The organism is Nonomuraea sp. NPDC001636, assembly GCF_040298265.1.
GTDB lineage: Bacteria > Actinomycetota > Actinomycetes > Streptosporangiales > Streptosporangiaceae > Nonomuraea.
In genome coordinates this window covers 100,431-125,120 of the sequence record NZ_JBEOZT010000018.1, presented here as the reverse complement: position 1 = coordinate 125,120, position 24,690 = coordinate 100,431, and the positions used below count along the sequence as shown (strand labels likewise).

The following is a 24,690-nucleotide window of genomic DNA, read 5'->3' as shown; positions in this document are numbered from 1 at the left end:
CCCGGGGTGGCCGGCCAGGACGCCTGCCTGCTCCGCCGGAGCCGGCCGAGGCGATCCTCGGACTGTCGGAACGCCACCGGCGGGCGGTCAGCGGACGGTAGGAGCCCGGTCAGCGGGCGGCGGCACCATCGGCGGCATGACCAACATGACCTGCGTCGCGGGCGGCAATGACGACTTCCAGCTCGTCACGCACCTCACCGTCACCGGCAGCCAGTTCGAGATCGGCCGGGTGCTCACCGAGGAGGCCCGCCGGCTCGGCTGGTCCCCCAGGACCGCCGACCCGGCGGTGATCAGAGCAAGGATGTCCTGGTTCGAACGGAACTGGCCGCAGCACCACGCCCGCATGGACGGCGCCGCCGCGGCGCTCGGCCTCGACCCCGACCAGGACGAGCTGGCCCTCGACGGCTGGGACTACGTGCCCGCGGACGCCGCCTGCTCGGCCCTGTGGTGCCCGCCGTCCGCCTCCGCCGACGGGCACGGCAGGGTGGGCCGCAACTACGACTTCTTCCTGCACACCACCAGTCAGCTCATGGGCGAGCCGGCCCGCCCCGGCGAGCTGCCCATGGCCGCCCGCCCGTACGTGATCAGCACCGTGCCCGACGACGGGCTCGCCTCGACCGTCATCACCATGAACGGCCTCGACGGCTGCATCGACGGCATCAACGAGGCCGGCCTGGCCGTCATGCTGCTGATCGCCGACGCCGAGACCGCCACCCCGCCGCGGCAGGACGCCCCGCAGGTCGGGCTCGGCAGCCTGCAGCTGCCCCGGTTCCTCATGGACACCTGCGAGACCGCGGCCCAGGCCAGGCAGGCGCTGCTGGGGGCCAAGCAGTACGACCTCGGCCTGCCCCTGCACTACCTGATCGCCGACGCCCACGGCCAGGCGTTCGTGTGGGAGCGCGGCACGGACGGCACCGAGCACGCCGTCGAGTTCGGCGACGGCCCGCTGTGCGTCACCAACCACCTGCTGCACCGGCATCCCGACCCGATGGCCCTGCCCGCCGACACCCCGGCGAGCCTGGGCACCTACGGCCGGCTGCGCACCCTGTACGAGCGCAGCAAGGGCGCCACCATGTCCGCCGAAGACCTGCGGGACAGCCTGCGCGCGGTGCGGCCGGCGGAGGATGCCGCCGAGCCGATCCGCACGCTGTGGACCACGCTCTTCGACACCGCCGACCGCACCCTCGCCACCCGCTTCTACCTCGGCGACGGCCGCGACTACAGCGAGGAGCTGGTGTTCCCCGCCTCGGCCAGGTAACCCTCGCGCACCTTCGAGCGCGACAGCTTGCCGGTGGGGGTGCGCGGGAGCCGGTCGCGGTACTCGACGACCTTCGGGTGCTTGAACCGGGCGAGCCGGGGCCCGCAGTGTTCGAGCAGCTCGGCGGTGAGCGCGGGGCCCGGCTCGACGCCCTCGGCGGGCTGGACGAGCGCGACCACGTTGTGGCCCCACTCCTCGTCGGGCACGCCGATGACCGCGACGTCGGCCACCGCGGGATGCTCCAGCAGCGCGGCCTCGATCTCGGCGGGGTAGATGTTCACCCCGCCGGAGACGATCAGGTCGGTGCGCCGGTCGCACAGGAACAGGAACCCGTCGTCGTCGAGGTAGCCGATGTCGCCGGGGGCGTACCACTCGCCCAGCATGCTGGCGGCGGTCTTGGCCGGGTCCTTGCGGTACTCGAAGGAGCCCATCGAGGACTTGACGTAGATCATGCCGGGCTCGCCCGGCGGCAGCTCCTCGCCGTTCTCGTCGCAGATCTTGGCCTCGAACGTCGGCGCCGGGCGGCCCACCGTGCCGGGCCTGGCCAGCCAGTCGTGCGGCTTGACGGAGAAGGCGATCGTGGACTCGGTGGAGCCGTAGTACTCGTACAGCACCGGGCCCCACCAGTCCATGATCGCCTGCTTGACGGCGACCGGGCAGGCCGCGGCCGTGTGGATGACCTGGCGCAGGCTCGACACGTCGTACTTGGCCCTGACGTCCTCGGGGAGCTGGAGCATGCGGTGGAACATGGTCGGCACCATCATGGCGTTGGAGACGTGGTGGCGCTGGATCAGCTCCAGGATGTCGACCGGGTCGAACCTGGGCGTGATCACCACCGTGTGCCCGAGGTGCAGCGCGAACTGGGTGTGCGCGCAGGGCGCCGAGTGGTACATGGGCGAGGTCACCAGGTGCACGGCGTCGCCCGGCGCGAGGTCGACGACCTCGCCGAGGAACCACGTGTACAGCGGCACGAGGGCCTCCGGCTCGGCGTCGGGCAGCGCGCGCTGCACGCCCTTGGGGAAGCCGGTGGTGCCGGAGGTGTACCACATGACCGCCCCGGCCGTACGTCCGCCGGGGGCGTCCGCGGGCTGTCCCTCGGCCAGCCCGGACGTGCCGATCTCGGCGCCCGGCACGGCGTGCGCGGCGTCGGTGACGACGACCTTGGCGTCGCAGTCGGCCAGGATGTAGGACACCTCGGACTCGGTGAGGTGCCAGTTGACCGGCACGTAGTAGAGCCCGATCTGGCCGGTCGCCATGAGCATGACGACGGCGTCGATGCCGTTGGTCAGCACGCCGGCGACCACGTCGCCCTTGCCCAGCCCGCGGGCCCGCAGGCCGTGGGAGACCTGGTTGACCCTGGCGAGCAACTCTCCGTACGTGGTCCGCGTGCCGTCGGTGTCGATCACGGCCAGGCGGCCGGGGTCGGCGGCGGCGATGGCGTAGAAGCCGGGAAGGCCGCTGATGTCCATCTACAGCTCCAGGAGTTCCGCGAGACGGGCCCGGTGGATGCGGGGCGGGCCGAGCAGCACCTCGTCGGCCTTGGCGCGCTTGTAGAACAGGTGCGCGTCGTGCTCCCAGGTGAAACCTATGCCGCCGTGCAGGAGCAGGTGGTCGCGGGCGACCTCGAAGCAGGCGCGGCCCACGTACGCCTGGGCCAGGACGGCGGCGCCGGGCAGCTCGGCGGGCGACTCGTCGGCGGCCCAGGCGGCGTACCTGACGATCGACTCGGCCTGTTCGAGCTTGCCGTGCATGTCGGCGAGCTTGTGCTTGACGCCCTGGTAGGAGCCGATGTAACGGCCGAAGGCGACGCGGATCTTGGCGTAGGCGACGATGGCGTCCAGCGAGGCGCGCAGCACGCCCAATTGCTCCGCGGCGAGCGCGACGCACAGCCGGTCGCCGATGCCGCTGCCGGCGGGCGCAGGGCCGAGCACGCGGGCGGGGGCGTGCTCCAGGGTCACTTGCGCCTGGCCGCGCGTGAGGTCGAGGGTCTCCAGCGGGGTCCGCGTGACGCCGGGACCGGCCAGGTCGACGGCCACCAGCAGCACGCCGCCGGCGCCGGGCGCGGGCGCGAGCAGCACGTCCGCCTCCATGCCGGACAGCACCCGGGGCAGGGCGCCGGTGACGGCCGTGCCGTCGAAGGCGAGGTCGCTGTCGGGCTGGACGAGCGTGGCGGCGACGCGGCCCTCGGCGATGCCGCCCAGCAGCTCCTTGTCGGGCACCTGGGTGAGCGCGAGCGCGGCGAACTGGGTGGCGAGGAAGGGGCCGGGCAGCAGCGCGGCGCCGGTCTCCTCCAGGGCCACCGCGAGGTCGGCGAGCCCGGCCCCGGCGCCGCCGTGCTCCTCGGGGACGACCAGGCCGGACAGGCCGAGCTCGCCGTTGAGCCGGGCGTACACCTGGGGGTCGTAGCCCTCGCGGGCCTTGCGCAGCGGCGAGGCGGCGCGCAGGAAGTCGCGCACGGCCTCGCGGAGCTGCTGCTGTTCCTGGCTGAGTACGAGCTTCACCCCTGCGTCCCCACCTTCAGGTCCTTGAACGGCACGGTCTTGTCCACCCGCGGCTCCGGCGGCAGGCCGAGCACGCGGTCGCCGACGATGTTGCGCATGATCTCGTTGGTGCCGCCGCCCAGCGCCATGCCGGGGGCCAGCGAGATCGACCGGGACAGCGGGTGGTCGCCGACCACGGACTCGGGGCCGACGAGCTGGGTGGCGAGGTCGGCCTGGAACAGGGTCAGCTCGGCCAGCAGCAGCTTGGCGGCGCTGCCGCGGGCGCCGGGGAAGATGCCCGCCCTGGTCTCCTGGGCCAGCCGCTGGTTGAACAGGGCCAGGGCGCGGCTGCGGATGTGCAGCTCGACGAGCTGGTCGCGGACCAGCGGGTCGCTGGTGTCGAGCGTCTCGCGCAGCGCCTCGAAGGTGGCCGGGTTGTCCTTCTGCCCGCCCATGCCGACGCCCGCCGAGATCGACAGCCGCTCGTGCAGCAGGGTGGTGACGGCCACGCTCCAGCCGTCGTTGACCTCGCCGATCCGGTGCTCGTCGGGGATCGTCACGTTGTCGAAGAAGATCTCGTTGAAGTTGGCCCGGCCGGACATGTCCTTGAGCGGCCGGACCGTGACGCCGGGGTGGTGCATGTCCACCACGAACATGGTCAGGCCGCGGTGCTTGGGCACCTCGACGTCGGTGCGGGCCAGCAGCAGCCCCCAGTCGGCGTGGTGGGCGACCGAGGTCCAGACCTTCTGGCCGTTGACGACCCAGGTGTCGCCGTCGCGTACGGCCCGGGTCTGGAGGCTGGCCACGTCGCTGCCGGCGCCCGGCTCGGAGAACAGCTGGCACCAGACCTCCTCGCCGCGCAGCAGCGGCCGGACGAACCGCTCGCGCTGCGCGTCGGTGCCCCGGTCCACCAGCGTCGGCCCGGTCATGCCGAGCCCGATGGAGAAGACGTACGTGGGGAGGGTATAGTCACGGGCCTCGGCGGCGAAGGCGCGCTCCTCGGCCTGCGTCAGCCCCTGGCCGCCCCACTCCCGCGGCCAGGTGATGCCGGAGTAGCCGGCGTCGTACAGCCTGGCCATGAACTCCTTGGCGCGGGCGAGGGCGTCGGCCCCTGACTGATCGTCGGCCGGGACGTTGTCGCGCAGCCACTCCGCGGCGGCACGCCGATACTCTGCAAGGTCCACATCGACTCCTTGGCATCAGTGTTCACTTACTCTAGTCAGGTCGCGGCGGCACGCATAGAGCAATGCTCTGGAGTGCCTTTCGGCGGCATTTGTCGCCGAAACTCCGCTAATTAGGACCACCCCCGCCTCCTGTGATCATCTGGTCGTCGGAGGGTGCGTGCGCATGTTCAGACGCTGGTCCGTGCAACGGCGCCTGACGCTGGCCGCCCTGCTGTGCGCGCTGGCGGGATACGGCGTGACCGCGCTCCTCGTCACGCCGCTCGTGCACACGCTGGCCACCGGCTTCCTCACCGAGCAGACCGCCGGCGCCGCGCGCCGCATCGCCTTCGTCGTCGAGCGGGACGCCCCCGGCCGGCTGCGGCCCGTGGCCGTCACCGAGGGCACCGACCTCATCCAGGTCGTCGACGCGGACGGCCGGATCCGGCAGGCCAGCCCCCGCCTGACGGGGCAGCCGCCGCTCAGCACCGCCACCGCCAGCGGCACCGACGCCCGCCTCGACACCACGTCCTGCACGAACCGGCTGCGCGGCGTCCACTGCCTGATCACCGTCGGCTTCCGGGCGCACGTCGGCGGCAAACCCTGGATGGTCTACGCCTACACCCCCGAGCTCCCCTGGTACATCAGCCCCTGGTACCTGCCGGCGACCGGGCTCGGCGTGCTGCTGCTCTCCGCCGTCACCGCCTGCGTGGCCTGGCTGACCGCGCGCAAGGCGCTGACCCCGGTCTCGGCGATCAGGAACGAACTGGCCGAGATCACCGCCACCGACCTCGGCCGCCGGGTCCCCAGAGGACGGCACCGGGACGAGCTCGACGACCTCGCCCGTACCGTGAACGAGACCCTCGACCGGCTCGAACGCGCGGTGGAGCAGCAGCGCAGGTTCGCCTCCGACGCCTCCCACGACCTGCGCAGCCCGATCACGGCGATGCGCACGCAGGTCGAGGAGGCGATGCTGGCCCCCGAGGAGACCGACTGGCCTCAGACCGGCCGGCGTGTGATCGAGGGCCTCGACCGCCTGCAGAACATCGTCGGCGACCTGCTGACCCTGGCCCGGCTGGAGGCCGGCGCGCCCGGCCGCCACGAGCCGGTGGACCTGGCCAGGCTGGTGCGCGAGGAGCTGGTCCGCCGTCCGGAGCGCAAGCCGGTGGAGACGCGGCTGCGCACGGGCGTGGTCGTCGAGGGCGACGCGCTGCGGCTGTCCCGCCTGCTGGCGAACCTGCTCGACAACGCCGAGAGGCACGCCGATACCATGATCACTGTGACTGTGGGTGAACAGCAGGGGCAGGCGGTGCTGGAAGTGCTCGACGACGGCGCCGGCATCGCCCCCGAGCAGCGCGAAGCCGTCTTCCGGCGGTTCACCCGGCTGGCCGACTCGCGCCGCCGCGACGCCGGCGGCACCGGGCTCGGCCTGCCCATCGCCCGCGAGATCGCCGAGGCCCACGAGGGCACGCTCACCATCGAGCCCTCCGAACGCGGCGCCCGGTTTGTCCTACAAATACCGTTGATCAGTAGTTAGAGTTACTCGCTGTGACACCCAGTTTCAGCCGATTAAGGCGCGAAGACCTCCTCAAGACGGCCTGCGAAGTGATCGCCGAGCAGGGGTTCGGTCACACCCGGACCCTCGACATCGCCCGCGCGGCGGGCGTCAGCCAGGCGTTGCTCTTCTACCACTTCGACACCAAGGACGGGCTGTTCGCGCAGGCGTTCGGCTACGCGGCCAGACTGCATCTCGACGCGCTGTCCGACATCGAGGAGTCCCCCGCCGGCCCGCTCGAACGGCTGCGCGCCCTGCTGCGGCGCTGCTCCCCGGCGATCACCTCGGACGAGTGGCGGCTGTGGATCGACGCCTGGGCCGAGGCGATGCGCAGCCCGGAGCTGGCGGAGATCTCCCGCAGGATCGACGCGCGCAGCCGTTCGCTGCTGCGCTCGATCATCGAGGACGGCGTGCGCTCGGGCGCGTTCGCCTGCGGCGATCCGGAGGAGGCGGCCTGGCGGATCTTCGCGCTCATCGACGGCCTGGCGGTCCAGACGCACGTGCATCCCCACGTGCTCTCGCGCCGCCGGGCCGCCGTCCTGCTGCGTACGGCGGTCGCCGGCGAACTGGGGCTGCCCGTCGAGAACCTGTGACCCGGGCCCCTCTTCCGCGCCTATTGGATCCTTCGTACAATTGCAAGGGCGAGGAGAGGAGCACCCGCGATGACATCCGCACCGAGCTCTGCCGCCGCCAGGGAGAACGACGAGAAGGTCGCCGACCGCACCGCCTACGAGGCGGTCGTCGAACGCCTGTCGAAGGCGTCGGTCGACAAACACTGGGAGCCCTACCGCGACATCCCGTGGGACGACCCGGAGTTCCGCGTGGACCAGGCCGACCCGCGCTGGGAGCTGCCCGAGGTCGACAAGCTGGGCGGCCACCCCTGGTACCGCAGCCGCTCCCCCGAGGTCCGCGCCAGGATCGGCCTGTGGCGGGTCGCCACCGCCATGAAGATCGGCCTGCAGTTCGAGAACCTGCTCAAGCGCGGCCTGCTCAACTACGCCTACCGCCTGCCGAACGGCTCCCCCGAGTTCCGGTACGTCTACCACGAGACCATCGAAGAGGGACATCACGGGATGATGTTCCAGGAGTTCGTGAACCGCACGAAGCTCCCGATACGCGGCATGCCGCGGCCGCTGTCCCTGGTCGCCCAGATCGCGCCCTGGATCCCGCTGATCTCCACCGAGCTGTTCTTCGTCTTCGTCCTGGGTGGCGAGGACCCGATCGACCACGTGCAGCGTAAGGTGCTGAAGGACGGCCGGGCCCACCATCCGCTGGAAGAGACGATCATGCGCATCCACATCGCGGAGGAGGCCAGGCACATCTCCTTCGCCCGCCACTACCTCCGCGACCGGGTGCCGCGCATGCCCCGCCACCGGCGGATGCTGCTGAGCGTGATCTCGCCGGTCGTGCTCGGCGTGATGGCCCGCATCATGCTCGCGCCGCCCGGCCCGCTGATCAGGCACTTCCGCGTCCCGCCGCAGGTCGTGGCCGAGATCTACCTTGACAACCCGGCCGCCCGGCGGGAGATCCGCGACTCGGTCGGCCGCACCCGCGAGCTGTGCGCCGAGATCGGGCTCGTCAACGTCGTCAGCAGGAAGGTCTGGCAGGCCATGGGGATATGGGCGGAGCCGGGCCGGTGAAGGTCGCGGTGGTGACCGGAGGCGCCTCCGGCATCGGCCTGGCGGTGGCGCGGGAGCTGCGGCGCAGGGGCGTGACGGTGGTGATCGCCGACGTCGACGAGCGGGCGGGCAAGCAGGCCGCCGCCGACCTCGGGCTGGAGTTCGCCCGCCTCGACGTCACCGACGCCGAGGCCGTGGCCGCGCTGCTCACCCGGGTGAAGGCCGAACGCGGGCGGCTCGACCTCCTGTTCAACAACGCCGGCATCGCGGTCGGCGGCCGCACCCGCGAGCTGACGCTCGACCACTGGAACCGGACGATCGACGTGAACCTGCGCGGCGTCGTCCACGGCGTGCACGCGGCCTATCCGATCATGGTGGACCAGGGCTTCGGGCACATCGTCAACACCGCGTCGCTGGCCGGGCTGGTGCCCGCGCCGCTGATGCTGCCGTACACGACGACCAAGCACGCCGTGGTCGGGCTCTCGCTGGCGCTGCGGGCCGAGGCGGCCGCGTACGGGGTGCGGGTGAGCGTGGTCTGCCCGGGGTTCATCGACACGCCGCTGCTCGACCACGCCAACCCCGGGCTGCCGCAGAACGACATCGCCGCCCGTGCCAGGAGCGCGGCGGTGCGGGCGCAGGGGCGGCTCTATCCCGTCGACGCGCTGGCCGTGGACATCCTGCGCGGGGTGGCCAGGAACAAGGCGCTGATCGTGGCGCCGGCCTCGGGGCGGATCGCCTGGCGCGCCGCCCGGCTGTGGCCGTCGGCGGCGGTGCGGGTGGCCGGCCTCGCGGTCCGGCGGCTCACCCGGCGCTGAGGCCCGGCCCTCGGGCCGCCGGAGCGGTCAGGCCGGACGCCGGGCGATGAGGACCTCGGTGGTCGTCGTCAGCTCCCAGCGGCCCGACGGCTCGGCGGCCAGCAGGGCGGCCCTGGCCGCCTCGACGAACGCGGGCAGGCGGTCGCCGAGCCTGGCCGGGGCCGTGTAGGAGTAGGAGAGCTGCAGGCCGAGCACGGCGTCGAGGTCGTAGGCGAGGCGGTGCTCGTACCGGCTCGACTCCAGGTCGGCGAAGGGCGAGGCGGCCAGCACGTCCTGGTGGTGCTCGCCGGTCCGCTGGAAGGAGCCGGCGGCCGTGAAGGTGTTCACCCCGAACTCCTCGCGCACCCGGCGCATGACCGGCTCCCACGGCTCCTCTGCGGGGTCGCGGGTGGGGCCGACCAGGGCGACGACGCCGCCGGGCGGCAGCAGCGCGTCGAGGTCGGCCAGCACCGCGCGGCGGTCCATCCAGTGGAACGACCGGCCCATCACGACGTGACCGAACGGCGGCAGCTCCCGCAGCGTCGTCGAGTCGCCGCGCAGCCAGCGGACGCCGGACACGCCCGCCGCCAGCCGCCGCCCCTCGGCCAGCATCTCCTCGTCGGGGTCCACGGCCAGCACCTCGCGCACCCGCCCGGCCAGCGGGATCGCGATCGTCCCCGGGCCGCAGCCGAGGTCGAGCACGACGCCGTCCGGGCCGAACGCGCGGGCCAGCCGGTCGATGGCCGGATCGCCGTGACCGGGCCGGTACTTGGCGTAGTAGGGCGCCGCGCCGCCGAAGAGGTCCGTCATGGGTGGGACCATATACGGGTTCGAGACTCGTTCGATGGAAGGTTTTGATCGGTGAGGCGGCTACTCACGGTCCTGTTGCTCGCGTGCGCCGCGGTCGGGTTCGCCCTTCCCGCGCAGGCGCACAACGTGCTGGTCGGCAGCGATCCGAAGGACGGCGCCACGCTGTCCGCCTCGCCCGCGCGGGTGACGCTGGTGTTCGACCAGGCGGTGCGCCAGGGCTACGCGCAGGTGGGCGTGACGGGGGCGGACGGCTCCTCGTGGGCCGACGGTGCGGCGGAGGTGGCCGCCGAGCGGGTCTCCGTCAAGGTCAGGCCGCTGCCCGCGGGCGGCTCGTACGTGGTGGGCTACCGGATCCTGTCCTCCGACGGCCATCCGGTGACCGGGAAGATCAGCTTCACCCTGGCCGCCTCCGCCACCGGCGTCTCGGCCGGGCAGGCCGAGCAGGGCGACAGCGCCGAGGCGGCCGAGGCGGCGGCCAACGGCGGGGCCGGCATGGCCGTCGTGTGGATCGTGGCCGCGCTGCTGCTGCTGGCCGCGGGCACCGCCGTCGCCCTCCGCCGCGCCACCCCCGCCACCCCCGCCACCCCCGCCACCGCGGACACCGCAGACACCGCGAACACCGCGGACACCTCGGCGACCTCCGCCGCCGCCGAGCCCGCCGAGGGCGCCGCCTCGTCCGAGAGCGGGACGCGGGCGTGACCGCGACCGTCTCCTCCCATTCCGGGCGGCAGGTGGTGGGCGGGCGGCTCGTCGCCGGCGCCTTCGTCGTGTGCGGGATCGTCGCCGCCGTGGCGGCGTCCACGTTCACCGCGCAGGAGTCCGTGCCGGGCATCCCCATGCCGGGGCCGGTCGTGGCCTACGGCCTGCCGGTCGTCCGGGTGCTGCTCGACCTGGCCGCCGTCGCCGTGGTCGGCCTGAGCCTGGTGCCCAAGCTGCTCGGCTTCGACGATCCCGACGCCACCGAGCCGGTGCTGCGCCGGGTGCGTCCGCTCGCCGTGCTGGCGGCCTGGGCGTGGGCGATCTGCGCGCTGCTCACCATCGTGTTCCAGACGGCCGAGCTCAATCCGGGCCGGGTGCCCACGTTCGGCCTGATCGCCTCCTACGTCGAGGAGGTCGGCACCGGGCAGGGGCTGCTGTTCAGCGCGGCGTGCGCGCTGGCGGCGGCGGGCATCGGGCTGATGGCGGTCAGGTTCGGCGAGAAGGTGCCCGCGGAGCTGCGGATCATCGTGGCGCTGTTCGGGCTGCTGCCCATCCCGGTCACCGGGCACGCGGTCAACTCCGTCTGGCACGACCCCATCATGATCTCGATGGAGATCCATGTGATGGGCGCGGCGGCCTGGGCGGGCGGCCTGGCCGCCACGGCCGTGTTCGTCGCCCCCCACCGGGGGCTGCTGGCCGTGGCGCTGCCGAAGTTCTCCAGGATGGCCACCGTCTGCCTGCTCCTGGTCTCGCTGTCCGGGCTGGTCACCGGGCTCGGCACGATGGCACTCACGCCCGGCGTCGAGCTGCCCGCCGCCATCGTGACCAGCCACTACGGCGTGCTCGTCGTGATCAAGACGGCGCTGGTGGCGCTGCTGGTGCCGCTGGCCGCCCACATCCGCTTCCGCCTGCTGCCGGTGATCCGCCGCGGCGGGGCCACCGCCCTGGTGAGCTGGACGGCGGCCGAGGTGGGCGTGATGGGGCTGGCCTACGGGGTGGCGGTCGCGATCACCCGGGCCTCGATCGGCTGAGCCCGCCGGTCGCGCCGCCCGGCGAGCCATTCGGCGGCCAGCCAGGCGACCATCAGGCCGAGCCCGGCCCACAGGGCCGACGACGTGACCAGGGGCGGGGCTCCGTACAGGCCGGTCTGGCCCTTGATCGCGCCGTAGACCGGACCCAGGGCCGCGTTCTGCGCGACCAGCGCGCCGTAGGCGCCGGCGGTCACCACGGCCGCCCCCACGACGGCGCGCACGGCCGGGACGCGCACCAGGAACGCCACGTCCACCAGCAGCCCGGCCACCACGAAGAAGAACGGCACCGCCGACGGCGGGAAGCCGCCGAAGGTGAGCAGCGGCCAGATCAGCGTGCGGAACCCGACGTACGCGCCGGCCACCAGCGTCGCCGCGCCGAACCTGCCGATCAGCAGCCTGGCCGCGACCAGCACCGACAGCCCGCCGACGACGGCGTAGACCGGGTAGAGGTAGTCGGGCACCGGCAGGGTGAACCCGGCCATCATGATCCGGTCGACCGGTCGGCCCATCTGGTCGGCGGCGAAGCGCAGCAGGATCGGCTCGGCGTAGGTGGCCTGGTTGTCCCAGGCGCCGAGCGACAGGATGCCGTACTCCTGGTGCTGCTCGGGGAAGTGCACGTTCTCCAGGAAGAACGCGAGGAACGCGCCCAGCACGACCGTGCGCTCCCGGCCGGGGGGCGCGCCCATGAACCAGCCCCTGATCACACCCATGATCATGAAGAACGTTCCAACGTAGAGCATGATGTGCGACGGGCTCCACGAGGTGATGTCGAGCCCGTTGACGCGGTGGTTGATCAGGTCGAGCGGCACCGCGACGAGGAAGATCCCGGTTCCCCACTGGATGAGCCGCAGCGCCGCCTTGTCGACGCCGTAGCCGGTGTAGCCGTGGACGACGGTCAGCACGACGACCAGGGCGGTGCCGGCGGAGTTGAGCAGGTGGGGCGGGGCGAGGTCGTCGCGCAGCCACTTGAAGTGCCACGAGACGTCCCAGGCCGAGCCGAGGAGCTTGAGCGTGAGCGCCACCAGCCATCCGAAGTAGAGCACCCGGAACAGGTCTTGCGGCGTCTCGCGCCCCGCCTGGCCTCTGGTCCAGTACGGCAAGGCCCATGCGGCGGCCTTCTTGAACGATGCTGGTGACTTCACGGCGCAAATCTTACGGTCATCCGGCCCATCGGTCTCAGATGTCTCATTTGTCTGGATGGGCGGCGGCCTTCAGGCCGGGCGGCGGGTCAGGCGTACCGGGAGGTGTTTGAGGCCGTTCTGGAAGTTGGAGGTGAGGCGTACCGGGGGGCCGGCGAGTTCGACGTCCCAGGCGAGCAGCTCGGTGAAGACCGCGCGGAGCTGGACGCGGGCGAGGTGGGCGCCGAGGCAGAAGTGCGGGCCGAACCCGAAGCTGACGTGGTCGTTGGGGGTGCGGGCGACGTCGAAGCGGTCGGGGTCGGCGAAGACGGCCGGGTCGCGGTTGGCCGAGGCGTGGTAGACGACCACCTTCTCGCCCGCCTGGATGCGCCGGCCGCCGAGCGTCAGGTCGCGGGTGGCCGTACGGCGGAAGTCCATCACCGGGGGCCAGTGGCGCAGCATCTCCTCGACCGCCGACTCCAGCAGCGACGGGTCGGCGCGCAGTCGGGCCAGCTCGGCGGGGTGGCGCAGCAGGCTGAGCAGGCCGCCGGGGATGCCGTTGCGCAGGGTCTCGTTCCCGGCGACGGCGAACAGGAAGAACATGTTCTCGAACTCGGCCCCGGTCAGGCCGCCCTTCCGCATGGCGGACATGACGGACTCGTGCGGAGTGTCGGCCAGGGCGTGGGCATAGGCGAACATGTCCGTCAGCGCGGCCCTGGACCTGGGGTTCATGCCCGGTTCGAGCTCGGGACGGGCGGCGACCGCCAGCCGGCCCACGGGCGTCAGGGACTCGACCTCGGCCGTGGACAGGCCGGCGTAGTCGTCGTCCTGGTAGCCGATGACGCGGGAGGCCCAGTCGTACAGCAGCCGCCTGTCCTGCTCGGGCACGCCCATCACGTGGGCCAGCGTCCAGACCGGCAGGTCGGCGGCCACCTCGACGAAGTCGCACGCGCCGGGCGCGAGCAGCGCCGCCACCCGGTCCTTGATCGTGCGTTCCAGCGCGCGGACCGCGCGCGGCGTGAAGGCGGCCGCCACGATCCGGCGCAGCCTGGAGTGCTCGGGCGGGTCCATGTTGAGCATCATCGACCGGACGAACTCCAGGTCGGCAGGGGTGTCAGGGTCACGGATCTGGGTGGCGCCGAGGTGGGAGGAGAAGTCGTCGGGGCTGCGCAGCACCCGTTTGACGTCGGCGTGCCGGAACACGCCCCAGTAGCCGGGCCCCTCGCGCCAGGGACCGACGGCCGGCTCGGGGATCCAGCAGACCGGGCTCTCCCGGCGGAGCCGGGCGTACAGGTCGTAGGGGACGTCCGCCGCGTAGGTGGCCGGCAGGAACACCTCGGCCAGGTCGCGCTCCTCCTCCTGCTCCGGGTTATCCACAGGACGCTCGCTCCGCTCCTCCGCCATGCCCTACAGCGTGCATGATGAGCGCGTGACTCCAGAAGACGCACAGGCGATTCTCCGGCAATACTTCGCTCCCTGGATCCAGGAGCTCGGGCTGCGGGTGGAGGAGGTGGGCGAGCGCCACGCCCTCGTCCGGCTTCCCTGGTCCGACTCTCTGGCCAGGGAAGGCGGCGGGTTGTGCGGCCAGGCGATGATGGCCGCCGCCGACACCGCCACCGTCGTCGCGATCTCCGCCGCCAGGGGCGGGTTCGTGCCGATGACCACCGTGCAGCAGTCGACCACGTTCCAGCGGCCGGTGGTGGGCCGCGACGTGCTGCTCGACGTGCGCGTCACCAAGCTGGGGCGCTCGCTGGCCTTCTCGGAGGTCACGCTGACGCCCGACGGCGACGGCGGCCCGGCCGCGCACGCCTCGACCGTCTACGCGATCCTCGGCTGAGGGCCGTCTCAGGGATCTCTCAGGTGCGGAAAGTAGGCTCACCGCCATGAAACGTGTGGCCGCGCTGGTCGCGGTGCTCGCCGTCATCGGGGTGACGACGTGGCTGGTGTGGCCGTCCGCCGCGGAGGCTCGCGGTCAGGACCAGCGGATCACGGTCGTCGACGGGCCCGCCGACGACCAGCGGGTGGAGCTCGACGCCACGTTCTTCCCGCCCGCCGGCGGCGGGAAGGCGCCCGCCGTGCTGGTCGCCCACGGGTTCGGCGGCAGCAAGCAGAGCGTCCGCCAGCAGGCCGCCCGCCTGGCCCAGGACGGCTACGCCGTGCTGACCTGGTCCGCGCGCGGTTTCGGCCGCTCCACGGGCGAGATCGCGCTCAACTCGCCCGACTACGAGGTCAAAGACGTCAAGCAGCTCGTCGACTGGCTGGCCAGGCGGCCCGAGGTGCAGCTCGACGCCGCCGGCGACCCGCGCGTGGGCATCACGGGCGGCTCGTACGGCGGGGCCATCGCCCTGATGGCCGCCGCCTACGACCAGCGCGTCGACGCCATCGTCCCGCAGATCACCTGGGCCGACCTGGCCGACGCCCTCTTCCCCAACGCCGCAGCCGGCTCCGCCACGGGCGCCCAGGCCGCGATCGGGCAGGGCGTGGCCGACGGCGTCTTCAAGCGCATGTGGGCGGGCATCTTCTTCGGCCAGGGCGTCTCCCTCGACACCTTCGCCGCCCAGTCACGCCGCGAGGCCGCCGCCCCGCTGACCGTCGAGCAGGCCAGGTGCGGCCGCTTCCTGCCGGCGATCTGCGCCATCTACCAGCAGGTCGCCGAAGACGGCCGGGCCACGCCCGAGGCCGTCGCGCTGCTGCGCAGATCCAGCCCGGTCACCGTGGCCGGCCGGATCAAGGCGCCCACCCTGCTGCTCCAGGGCCAGCGCGACTCCCTGTTCCCGCTCGCCCACGCCGACGCCAACGCCCGGGCCATCGCCGCCGCCGGCACGCCGGTGAGCATGGCCTGGTTCGACGGCGGGCACGACGGCGGCAACGGCGAGGCCGACTGGCTCTACGACCAGTCCTCGGCCTGGTTCGCCCGCCATCTCAAGCGCGAGGCCGCGCCCGCGGTGAGCGCGTTCACCGTCACCCGCGACGGCGGCCGCGACCCCGGCACCCGCCAGCGCATCAGGCTCCACCCCGAGGCCGCCGCCTACCCCGGCCTGGCCGGCACCGACACCGCCACGGTGCAACTTGCCGGCCCCGAGCAGAACGTCGTCAACCCGCCCGGCGGCGCCCCCGCCTCGATCTCGACCGTTCCCGGCGTCGGGGGGCTGCTGAGCGGCCAGGGCGGCGGCGCGGGCGTGTCCATCGACATGCCCGGCCAGAGCGCGGCGTTCGAGTCGCCGCCGCTCACCGCCCCGCTCCAGCTCACCGGCAGCCCCACGGTCAAGGTCAAGGTGTCGGGCAAGGGCCAGGCGACCCTGTTCGCCAAGCTCTACGACGTCGCCGACGCCGTCCAGCCGCCCGCGCTGCCTGCCGGGCTGGTGGCGCCGTTCCGGGTCACGATCCCCGAGGGGGCCGGCTCGGCCGAGGCCACGGTCACCCTGCCGGCCGTCGACCACCGGTTCGCCGTGGGCCACCGGCTGCGGCTGGTCGTGACCACCACGGACATGGGGTTCGCGACCCCGGCCGAGCCCGCCGCGTTCGGCGTCTCCCTGGCCTCGCCCGCGCTGGCCGTCCCTACGGTCCGCACGCTCGCCGCGCCGCCGACCGGCGTGGCCTGGTGGGTGTGGGCGATGCCGCTGGCCGCCGTTCTCGCCGCCGCCCTCCTCCTGGCCACCGGCCGTCCCTCGGGCCGCGGCTCGGCCGCGAAGGCCGACGTGAGCGCGACCGGCGACGGGGCGTCGGAGGCGCCGGGCGGTGACGGCGGGCGTGAGGCGCCGGGCGGTGACGGCGGGCGGGAGGTGCCGGGCGGTGACGGCGGGCGGGAGGTGCCGTTGGAGATCGTCGGGCTGACCAAGGCGTACCGCAACGGCGAGCGGGCCGTCGACGGGCTGTCGTTCCGGGTCGAGCAGGGCCAGGTGCTCGGCCTCCTCGGCCCCAACGGCGCCGGCAAGACGACCACGATGCGGATGATGATGGGCCTGATCCGCCCCGACTCCGGCGAGATCCGGATCTTCGGCGACCCCGTCACGCCCGGTGCGCCCGTGTTGTCCAGGCTGGGCTCGTTCGTGGAGGGCCCCGGGTTCCTGCCCCACCTGTCCGGCCGCGACAACATCGAGCTCTACTGGGCCGCCACCGGCCGTCCCGCCGCCGACGCCCACTTCGAGGAGGCGCTGGAGATCGCGGGCCTGGGCAAGGCGCTCGACCGCGCGGTGCGCACCTACTCCCAGGGCATGCGCCAGCGGCTGGCCATCGCCCAGGCCATGCTCGGCCTGCCCGACCTGCTGGTGCTCGACGAGCCCACCAACGGTCTCGACCCGCCCCAGATCCGGGAGATGCGCGAGGTGCTCAAGCGCTACGCGCGTGACGGCCGTACCGTCATCGTCTCCAGCCACATGCTGGCGGAGGTGGAGCAGACCTGCAGCCACGTGGTCGTCATGCACCGCGGCCGGCTGGTCTCCACCGGGCCCGTGTCGCGGCTGCTGAGCTCGGCGGCGGGCAACGGCAACGGGCACGGCGGTCCGCGCCTGGAAGACGTGTTCCTCGACCTCATCGGAGACAGATCATGACCGCCGCGCCCGGCTACGCGCCGCGCCGCACGCTGCCGCTGCGCGTGGAGATCGTCAGGCAGTTCAAGCGGCGGCGGACGCTGGTCATGTTCGGGCTGCTGCTGGCGTTGCCGTGGGTGCTGGTGATCGCGTTCCAGTTCGGGCCGCAGTCCGGCAACCAGGGGCAGTCGTCGGTGCGGATCAGCGACCTGGCCACCGCGAGCGGCCTGAACTTCGCGGCGTTCGCCCTGTCGGTGTCGGCGAGCTTCCTGCTGGTGGTGGCGGTCGCCCTGTTCTGCGGCGACACGGTGGCCGCCGAGGCCAACTGGTCGTCGTTGCGTTACCTGCTGGCCGCGCCGGTCCCGCGCGACCGCCTGCTGCGCCAGAAGCTCATCGTGGCGCTCGGCTTCTCGGCGGCGGCGGTGATCTGCCTGCCGCTGATGGCGCTGCTGGCCGGCACGGTCGCGTTCGGCTGGCACGACATCCAGGTGCCCGGCACCGGCGAGACGATCCCGGCGCTCGACGTGCTGCCCCGGTTCGGCATCGTGATCGGTTACGCCCTGGTCAGCCAGCTCGTCGTGGCGGCCCTGGCGTTCCTCGTCTCCACGGTGACCGACTCGCCGCTCGGCGCGGTGGGCGGGGCGGTGGGCCTGTGGATCGTGTGCACCATCCTGCAGGCGGTCGAGGCGCTGGGCACGCTGCGCGAGTTCCTGCCGACGTTCTGGAACAACGCGTGGCTGGACGCCCTGGCCCCCGAGCTCGACTGGAGCGGGATGGCCAAGGGCGCCTCGGTGTCGATCACCTATGCCGCGATCCTGATCGCCGTGGCCTTCCGCAGGTTCCGGCGCAAGGACGTGGTCAGCTGATGCCCTTGGCGGCGTCCTCCAGGCCCCTGATCTCGATCTTCCGCATGCCCAGCATGGCCTGCACGACCCGCTGGGCGGCGGCCGGGTCCGGCACGCTCATCAGCTCCTGCAGCGCCCTCGGGACGATCTGCCACGACAGGCCGTACCGGTCCTTCAGCCAGCCGCACTGCGACTCCTCGCCGCCGTCGGTGAGCCTGGCCCACAGGTCGTCGACCTCCTCCTGGGAGCCGCAGTCGACGTAGAGGGAGATCGCCTCGGTGAAGGTGAACTGCGGGCCGCCGTTCAGGGCGAGGAAACGCTGCCCGGCCAGCTCGAAGGAGACCACCATGGCCTGCCCGGCGGGCCCGGGGCCGCCCTCGGCGTAGCGCTGGACCTCCAGGATGCGGGAGTCGGCGAAGATCGAGGTGTAGAACTCGGCCGCCTCTTCGGCCTGGTTGTCGAACCACAGGTAGGTCGTGATCTTCTGCATGTCGCCGGTCGTCCTTTCGAGACGTGTCGCGGGGGCCGGGTCCGTGCCCGTCCCCTTCCTTTCATCGACGCGTCGAACGGGACGGGGGCGGATCGACACGCGTCCCGAAGAATTTCGGAAAAGATCTGAGACGTCCGGCACGGACGGGATCAGGCAGAGGGTTCTGTGGCCGCCGTCCTGAAGAAGCGGGCGGTGTCGTCGTCGGCCGGGAAGTACGCCTCGATGGCCAGCTCCTCCAGCGTGACGTCGAAGGCCGCGCCGAACGTCGTGATGGTGTTGATGAAACACAACTCCGCGCCGCGGTGGCGGATGCGGATGGGCAGCGCGATCTCGGCCGGATCCGGTGGCCGCGGATCGCCTGCCGGGCCGTAGGACAGCACCTCCTCGTACAGCGCGCTCAGTTCGGCGTCACCGCTCTGCGCCACCTGGCGGGCGAGCCGGGGCAGCAGGAATCCGCGGACCTGCCCGAGGTTGAGCAGCCGGGACGCGAACCCGCCCGGGTGCAGACCGAGCCGCATCATGTTGACCGGCGGCCGCAGCAGCGCCGCGTCGACGCCTTCCAGGAAGACGTCGATCGCCGAGTTGGCGAACAGCAGGTTCCAGCGCCGGTCCACGGCCAGCGCCGGATACGGCTCGTGCCCGCGCAGGATCCGCTCCAGGACGTTCCGCGCCGAGGCCAGGTGCGGGTCCTTCATCGGCCGTTCGCGGACGACGGGCGCGTGCCCGGCCGCGACCAGCAGGCGGTTGCGTTCCCGCAGCGGGACGCCCAGATGCTCGGCCAGGCGCAGCACCATCGCACTGCTGGGAATGGTCCGTCCCGTCTCCACGAAGCTGACGTGCCTGGCGGACACGTCCGCCTGCAGCGCCAGATCGAGCTGGCTGAGCCCCCTGCGGTGCCGCCACTCGCGCAGCAACTCGCCGATCGGCCGGTCCTGGTTCATCCGGCGATTATCGCCGCAACCCGCTGACCTGCGCGATTACATGCCATGTAATCGACACCGCCGGGCGCGCGCTGCGACGGTGTCCCCCATGAACGACAGCAGCACGACCACCCGCAACAAGCACCTGGTCCTCGACGGCTTCACCCGGTTCGCGGCCGGGGACGTCGACGTGCTCCGCACGCTCCTGCACGAGGACTTCGTCGAGCACAGCCCGGGCAACCCGTCCGGGCGGGACGCGTTCATCGCCCACATCGCCGAGGCTCCCGTGGCGCGTGCCCGGCTCGACCTCAAGCGGGTCGTCGCCGACGACGATCACGTGGTGACGCACTACCTCATGACCACGGACGACGACCCGCGCGGCGTCGCCGTCGTCGACATCTGGCGGCTGGCCGGCGGCCAGATCGTCGAGCACTGGGACGTGGTGCAGCCGGTGCCGGACGCGGCGCAGGTTCCGCACGGAATGTTCTGATGGCGAGGCGCGTGCGGCAGACGTCCACCCGTTCCACGATCGGCGCACCGGCGCCGGAGGTTCCATGAAACTCGCTCCCCATCTGCACCGCCTCGGCAACGACGTCGTGGCCTGCTATCTCGTCGACACCGACGAGGGCATCACCCTGATCGACGCCGGACTGCCCGGCCACTGGCGGGATCTGCGGCGCGAACTCCGTTCCCTCGGCAGGTCCGTGGACGACATCCGCGGACTCGTCCTGACCCACGGCGACTCCGACCACCTCGGTTTCGCCGAACGCCTGCGCAGCGAGCACGGGGTGCCGGTGTTCGTGCACGCCGCCGACGCCGTCCGCGCCCGTACCGGCCAGAAGCCCAAGGTGGCGGTCGGGCCGGTACGGCTCGGTCCGGCGCTCGGCTTCCTGGGGTACTCCATCCGCAAGAACGGGCTGCGCACCCGCCACGTCGGCGAAGTCACCGAGATCGGCGACGGCGACGTCCTGGACCTGCCCGGGAGCCCGGTGATCGTGGGCATGCCGGGGCACTCGCCCGGGAGCGTGGCGGTGCACGTCCCGCTCGCCGACGCCGTCTTCGTCGGGGACGCCCTGACCACCCGGCACGTCCTCACCGGACGCGAAGGCCCCCAGCCGGCCCCCCTTCACCGACGACCCGGCCCAGGCACTCGACTCCCTCGACCGGATCGCCCGGCTGCCGGCGTCCTGGGTGCTTCCCGGACACGGCGCCCCCTGGCGCACCTCACCGGCCCAGGTCAGCGCGACGGTCCGCGCGGGTGGCGTCGGCGGGTAACCGAGCACTGCCGCCCGGCAGCGGCGTGGCGGCTTCGGAGGCCGCTCGGCGTCCTTCGACGCGGCCTGCCGCCGACGTTCGCTCAGCCCACGAACGGCTGACGATCCGTTGAGACCGGCGAGCGGGATTCGGCGGGGCACAAGGGGGCGTACCGGGATAGGGCGGGCCCGGGTGCGGTGGGCCGGAAAGGGGGATCAGGCGGGCCGATTCGATGACGGCCGAGGCCAAGGAAGGCGGGCGCCCGGCCACAGGGCGGCGCGGGCGGCCAGGTCAGCCCCAGTGCGGAGGCTTGTTGTCGAGGTAGAAGGCGTCGGCGTCGGCGTCACGCCAGTCGCCCCAGCCGAGGTCGGTGTCGTCCGAAGTCTGCTCCGGGAGAAATTCGTCCACGGAAAACATGCTACCGAGACGTACAAACCAACACCGGTCGTCTTCCCGGCTCCACGGACAGCCCTTGCGCCCGGCGGTACGATGCCAGGGCAGGTGTCGCCGATCCCCCGTGAGGCTGCGCATGGCCACCCCTACAGGCTGGCGGAGAGAAGGCAATCTACCGGCGGAGCTCACCAGCTTCGTGGGGCGGACCCGGTTACTCGCCAACCTCAAGCGGCATCTCGCCGAGTCCCGGCTGGTGACCGTCACCGGCATCGGCGGGGTGGGCAAGTCGCGCACGGTGCTGCGGCTGGCGCACCAGGTCCGCACGCAGTACCCCGACGGCGTGTGGTTCGCCGACCTGGCCCGGCTGCAGGACGCGGGCATGGTCAAGCACACGATCGCCTCGGCGCTCGGCATCGCCGACCAGTCCTCGCGGGCGGAGTCGGAGTCGTTGTCGGAGTGGGTCGGCGAACGCGACATGCTGCTCATCATCGACACCTGCGAACACCTCGTGCAGGGCTGCGCCGAGCTGGTCCACGAGCTGCTGGAGGCCGCGCCCAACCTGAAGGTGCTGGCCACGAGCAGGCAGTCGCTGCACCTGCCGTACGAACAGGTGGTGCCGGTGCCGCCGCTGGTGGTGCCCGGCGACGACCCGACGGAGAACCTGTTCACCAACGAGTCGGTGCAGTTGTTCGCGCTGCGGGCCGGGGCGGTCGTGCCCGACTTCCAGCTCGACGAGGACAACATCGGCGCGGTGGCCGAGCTGTGCCGCAGGCTCGACGGCATCCCGCTGGCGATCGAGCTGGCGGCGGTGCGGCTGCGCGCCCTGTCGGTGGAGCAGATCCTCGGGCTGCTGGCCGACCGGTTCAGCCTGCTGGCCGGCGCGAGCCGTACGGCGCTGCCGCGCCACCAGACGCTGCGGGCGGCGATCGGCTGGAGTCACGAGCTGTGCGAGCCCGCCGAGCGGCTGCTGTGGGCGCGGCTGTCGGTGTTCGCCGGCGACTTCGAGCTCGACGCGGCCAGGTTCGTCTGCTCCGACGGGCGCCTGCCCTCGGAGGACATCACGGATCTGGTCACCGGGCTGGTGGAGAAGTCGATCCTGATGATCAGGAGCCACCACTCCGGCGTCCGCTACAAGCTGATCGACACGCTGGCCGAGTACGGCGAGGAGTGGCTGGACAAGCTCGGCCAGGCCCAGCAGATGCGGCAGCGCCACCTGGAGTACTACCTGAGCCTGGCCCAGCGCAGCGAAGACGCGTGGTCGGGTCCGCGGCAGATCTACTGGTTCGTGCGCATGCGTCAGGAGCACGACAACGTGCGGGTCGCGCTGGAGCACGCGTTGTCCTCGTCCATGCGCAGCGCCTCGGCGCTCACGCTGCTGGCGTCGTTGTGGTTCATGTGGGTGTGCTGCGGTTTCGTCCGGGAGGGGCGGCTGTACCTCGAACGCGCGCTGGAGGCCAACCCCTCGCCGAGCAAGGAGCGTTGCAAGGCCCTGTGGGTGCTGTCCTACGTGCGCAGCGCGCAGGGTGACAGCGAGGGCGCGCTGGCGGCGGCCGAGCAGTGCAGCACGGAGGCCGTCCGGGTGGGCGACTCCAGGGCGGTGATCCTGGCCTCGAAGATGCAGGGCACGGCCGCGCTGCTCCAGGGCGACCTGCAGAAGGCCAGCGCGCTGCTGGGCGTGGCGATCGAGTTCAACACCGACAACAAGGAGCTCAACCCGGGCCTGCTGCCCGCGATCGTCGAGCTGTCGCTGGTGTTGTCGGCGCAGGGCGAGCTGTTCGAGGCCGAGTCGCTGCTCCAGGACTGCCTTCAGGTGTGCCGGGAGCGCGGCGAGCTGTGGGTCAGCTCGTACGCCCAGTGGGCGATGTCGCGCACGAGGCTCGCGACCGGCAGGCCGGGCGAGGCGCTGCACAACGCCCGCGAGGGCCTGCGGATCAAGCGGCACTTCCACGACACGCTGGGCACGCTGCTGGTGCTGGAGACGACCGCGCGCATCCTCATCGCGCTCAAGCAGGCGCCGGCGGCGGCCAAGCTGCTGGGCGCGTTGCAGCAGAACTGGCGGACGGCCGGCCTGCCGCAGATGGGCGCCCCGTTTCTGACCGACGACCACGACGCGTGCGTCGAGGACTGCAAGTCGATGATGGGCGAGCTGGCCTACAAGAACGCCTTCGAGAACGGCGCCCGCCTCGACCTCGACGAGGCGTCCACGCTCGCGCTCGGCGACCTGGACGCCCCGGCCGAGGACTGATCCCGGGGCCTCACACGGCCTGGGGCCAGCAAGTCCCCTCCGGCCACGCGTGCACGTAACGCGCGCTGCCGAGCGAGAACTCGATGTGCCCGCGTACCCAGTGCTCAAGGCCGCGGACGTACGTGCGGACGGGCGGCGTGGCCCACTTCTCCAGGGCCGCGCGCCGGTCGAGGAAGGCGGCGAGCGCCTGGTTGTGCATGTCGGAGACCTCCAGGAGGGCGTCCTGGAGGGTGAGGTTCCGGTGGGTGGCCAGCACGGTGACAAGGTTGTGCCGGGCCTTGTCGTTGTCGCACTCCTTGGCGTAGGAGAGCAGGTCGTTGTCCCAGCCGATGAGGTCGCAGGCCAGGTCCGACAACATCCGTACGTCGGGATGGTGCCATTCCTCGGCCTCGAGGCGGTAGCCGCCGCCGGCGTCGATGAGGGCGAAGCAGGTGTAGGTGGCTCCGGTGATGCGGCGCATCAGGATGTAGTCCTGCGGGGTGGGGATCAGGTCGGCCTCGCGGTTGGCCGCCTCCCAGATCTGGGCGAACAGGTACTCCTTGACCGTGATGCGCCACCGGTCCACCTGCGCCGGGGTGGAGGTGGAGACGATGCGGTGGAGGAGTTCGTTGAGGGCGAGCCCGAAGGGGTCGTCGTCGTCGGGCTTTCTGCGGTCGTCCAGGATCTCCAGGAGCGGCGGCAGGGCGCGGGCGAGCGCGGAGGCCCGGTGGCCCATCAGCTCTCCCTCACAGAAGGCGTCGTCGAACGCGAAGAGCCAGTTGTACCAGTCGTTGATCAGCCGGAGGCTGTCGCGCGGGACCTCGGGGTTGGTACGCGCGGCGAGCAGGCCGATCTTGGAACGCCGGAAGTGCTCGATGGTGTCGGCGTCCTTGAGCATGTTGGAGGCGGCCAGCCACGTATGGCTCTCCGCGTCGACCTCCGTGGCGTGCACGTTGATCTCGTTGGGGAACGGGCACGGGAGCGGAGGGATGTGGAGCGGTCGCCTACTGAAGGAATGCGCAGAAGTTGCCACGCCCTTCAGCATGACGATCGGCTGTTCAAAAGGCCACACTCGACAACTTGGAGCCCTTTAATGCCTTTTTCACACTATGGATCCCTCCAAGGGAACCGGTGGATAAACTGGGCATTTGCCAACATTCAGGCCGGGTCCAATGCCGACAGGACGCCGTCCCGCTGATCGGCTCCCGTCTCCGGCAGCGCTCTGACCACGGCCGACTCCCGGGTGAACCCGTCCCCGGGAAGCGGCCCGCGCGCGCGATCGCAGGCGCGGCCGCAGCCGGATCCAGACGCGACGATCATTCACCGGGCCCCGCGCGACCATGATCGGCCGCCACCATCAGCAAAATGTCACCTTTGATGAGGGCGAGATTGACCGGAACGCCAGCCTCCGGCACCGGCGGACGACATCCTGGAGCCGCCGCGCCGGCCAGGGCGGACCCCCGCCTCCGACCGGATGCCGGATTGTGCCTCGATAGGGTGCCTTGCGCGGA

At 72.1% G+C, this 24,690-nt stretch carries 22 protein-coding genes; 13 read left to right on the top strand and 9 right to left on the bottom strand.

The annotated features are described in order from the left end of the window. Positions 1-136: 136 nt before the first annotated feature. Positions 137-1,258, top strand: a complete 1,122-nt coding sequence (locus ABT158_RS30175) for a C45 family autoproteolytic acyltransferase/hydrolase (RefSeq protein WP_352359090.1) — start codon at positions 137-139, stop codon at positions 1,256-1,258. Here ABT158_RS30175 and ABT158_RS30170 read toward each other — a convergent pair. Genes ABT158_RS30170 through ABT158_RS30160 form a run of 3 tightly spaced genes read right to left on the bottom strand, consistent with a single transcriptional unit; the run spans position 1,219 to position 4,922 of the window. Then, positions 1,219-2,727 carry an AMP-binding protein gene (locus ABT158_RS30170; RefSeq protein ID WP_352359088.1) on the bottom strand — a complete coding sequence of 503 codons (1,509 nt, stop codon included), beginning with the start codon at positions 2,725-2,727 and terminating at the stop codon, positions 1,219-1,221. The two genes, ABT158_RS30175 and ABT158_RS30170, sit on opposite strands and share 40 nt — an antisense overlap. After that, positions 2,728-3,759 (bottom strand): acyl-CoA dehydrogenase family protein, encoded by a 1,032-nt coding sequence (locus tag ABT158_RS30165; RefSeq protein WP_352359086.1) that lies wholly within the window; start codon positions 3,757-3,759, stop codon positions 2,728-2,730. It abuts the gene before it with no gap. Continuing rightward, entirely contained in the window at positions 3,756-4,922 is a 1,167-nt protein-coding gene (locus tag ABT158_RS30160; RefSeq protein ID WP_352359084.1) for an acyl-CoA dehydrogenase family protein, read from the bottom strand. The genes ABT158_RS30165 and ABT158_RS30160 overlap by 4 nt, the downstream gene beginning before the upstream one ends. A 163-nt stretch (positions 4,923-5,085) precedes the next feature. Here ABT158_RS30160 and ABT158_RS30155 point away from each other — a divergent pair, with 163 nt between their 5' ends. The 4 genes from ABT158_RS30155 (at position 5,086) to ABT158_RS30140 (ending at position 8,887) form a co-directional block, all read left to right on the top strand. Beyond that, positions 5,086-6,435, top strand: a complete 1,350-nt coding sequence (locus ABT158_RS30155; RefSeq protein WP_352359082.1) for a sensor histidine kinase — start codon at positions 5,086-5,088, stop codon at positions 6,433-6,435. Positions 6,436-6,446: 11 nt separating this feature from the next. Continuing rightward, on the top strand, positions 6,447-7,046 hold the full coding sequence (locus ABT158_RS30150) for a TetR/AcrR family transcriptional regulator (protein WP_352359080.1): 600 nt from the start codon (positions 6,447-6,449) through the stop codon (positions 7,044-7,046). A gap of 69 nt (positions 7,047-7,115) precedes the next feature. Next, positions 7,116-8,093, top strand: a complete 978-nt coding sequence (locus tag ABT158_RS30145) for an AurF N-oxygenase family protein (RefSeq protein ID WP_352359079.1) — start codon at positions 7,116-7,118, stop codon at positions 8,091-8,093. Next, complete coding sequence (locus tag ABT158_RS30140; RefSeq protein WP_352359077.1) at positions 8,090-8,887, top strand: SDR family NAD(P)-dependent oxidoreductase; 798 nt, start codon at positions 8,090-8,092, stop codon at positions 8,885-8,887. Before ABT158_RS30145 ends, ABT158_RS30140 begins: the two co-directional genes overlap by 4 nt. Before the next feature lie 27 nt (positions 8,888-8,914). On the opposite strand, the gene ABT158_RS30135 is transcribed toward ABT158_RS30140, so the two are convergent. Beyond that, positions 8,915-9,676, bottom strand: coding sequence for a class I SAM-dependent methyltransferase (locus ABT158_RS30135; protein WP_352359075.1), 762 nt, complete (start codon positions 9,674-9,676; stop codon positions 8,915-8,917). Positions 9,677-9,727: 51 nt separating this feature from the next. Between ABT158_RS30135 and ABT158_RS30130 the strand changes: the two genes are divergently transcribed. Continuing rightward, the gene (locus tag ABT158_RS30130; RefSeq protein WP_352359073.1) at positions 9,728-10,375 is read left to right on the top strand and encodes a copper resistance CopC family protein; all 648 of its coding nucleotides are present in this window, start codon (positions 9,728-9,730) and stop codon (positions 10,373-10,375) included. Continuing rightward, entirely contained in the window at positions 10,372-11,406 is a 1,035-nt protein-coding gene (locus ABT158_RS30125; RefSeq protein WP_352359071.1) for a CopD family protein, read from the top strand. Before ABT158_RS30130 ends, ABT158_RS30125 begins: the two co-directional genes overlap by 4 nt. Here ABT158_RS30125 and ABT158_RS30120 read toward each other — a convergent pair. Then, positions 11,364-12,548 (bottom strand): hypothetical protein, encoded by a 1,185-nt coding sequence (locus ABT158_RS30120; protein ID WP_352359069.1) that lies wholly within the window; start codon positions 12,546-12,548, stop codon positions 11,364-11,366. The two genes, ABT158_RS30125 and ABT158_RS30120, sit on opposite strands and share 43 nt — an antisense overlap. A gap of 69 nt (positions 12,549-12,617) precedes the next feature. Beyond that, positions 12,618-13,928, bottom strand: a complete 1,311-nt coding sequence (locus ABT158_RS30115; protein ID WP_352359067.1) for a cytochrome P450 — start codon at positions 13,926-13,928, stop codon at positions 12,618-12,620. A gap of 25 nt (positions 13,929-13,953) precedes the next feature. On the opposite strand from ABT158_RS30115, the gene ABT158_RS30110 reads away from it, so the two are divergent. Genes ABT158_RS30110 through ABT158_RS30100 form a run of 3 tightly spaced genes read left to right on the top strand, consistent with a single transcriptional unit; the run spans position 13,954 to position 17,919 of the window. After that, positions 13,954-14,361 carry a PaaI family thioesterase gene (locus ABT158_RS30110; RefSeq protein ID WP_352359065.1) on the top strand — a complete coding sequence of 136 codons (408 nt, stop codon included), beginning with the start codon at positions 13,954-13,956 and terminating at the stop codon, positions 14,359-14,361. A 46-nt stretch (positions 14,362-14,407) separates the two neighbouring features. Next, complete coding sequence (locus ABT158_RS30105; protein WP_352359063.1) at positions 14,408-17,074, top strand: CocE/NonD family hydrolase; 2,667 nt, start codon at positions 14,408-14,410, stop codon at positions 17,072-17,074. Then, complete coding sequence (locus ABT158_RS30100) at positions 17,071-17,919, top strand: ABC transporter permease (RefSeq protein WP_352359061.1); 849 nt, start codon at positions 17,071-17,073, stop codon at positions 17,917-17,919. Before ABT158_RS30105 ends, ABT158_RS30100 begins: the two co-directional genes overlap by 4 nt. Here ABT158_RS30100 and ABT158_RS30095 read toward each other — a convergent pair. Beyond that, complete coding sequence (locus ABT158_RS30095) at positions 17,912-18,388, bottom strand: VOC family protein (RefSeq protein ID WP_352359059.1); 477 nt, start codon at positions 18,386-18,388, stop codon at positions 17,912-17,914. The two genes, ABT158_RS30100 and ABT158_RS30095, sit on opposite strands and share 8 nt — an antisense overlap. 149 nt (positions 18,389-18,537) lie before the next feature. Next, entirely contained in the window at positions 18,538-19,329 is a 792-nt protein-coding gene (locus ABT158_RS30090) for a helix-turn-helix domain-containing protein (protein WP_352359057.1), read from the bottom strand. 88 nt (positions 19,330-19,417) lie between these two features. Here ABT158_RS30090 and ABT158_RS30085 point away from each other — a divergent pair, with 88 nt between their 5' ends. From ABT158_RS30085 to ABT158_RS30075, 3 genes are all read left to right on the top strand, one after another. After that, positions 19,418-19,798, top strand: a complete 381-nt coding sequence (locus ABT158_RS30085; RefSeq protein ID WP_352359055.1) for a nuclear transport factor 2 family protein — start codon at positions 19,418-19,420, stop codon at positions 19,796-19,798. 64 nt (positions 19,799-19,862) lie between these two features. Continuing rightward, entirely contained in the window at positions 19,863-20,684 is an 822-nt protein-coding gene (locus ABT158_RS30080; RefSeq protein ID WP_352359053.1) for an MBL fold metallo-hydrolase, read from the top strand. Positions 20,685-21,079: 395 nt separating this feature from the next. Then, entirely contained in the window at positions 21,080-23,200 is a 2,121-nt protein-coding gene (locus tag ABT158_RS30075) for an ATP-binding protein (RefSeq protein ID WP_352359051.1), read from the top strand. Positions 23,201-23,210: 10 nt separating this feature from the next. On the opposite strand, the gene ABT158_RS30070 is transcribed toward ABT158_RS30075, so the two are convergent. Beyond that, a complete protein-coding gene (locus ABT158_RS30070) occupies positions 23,211-24,131 on the bottom strand; it encodes a terpene synthase family protein (protein WP_352359049.1) in 921 nt (306 codons plus the stop codon). Between the last annotated feature and the right edge of the window lie 559 nt (positions 24,132-24,690).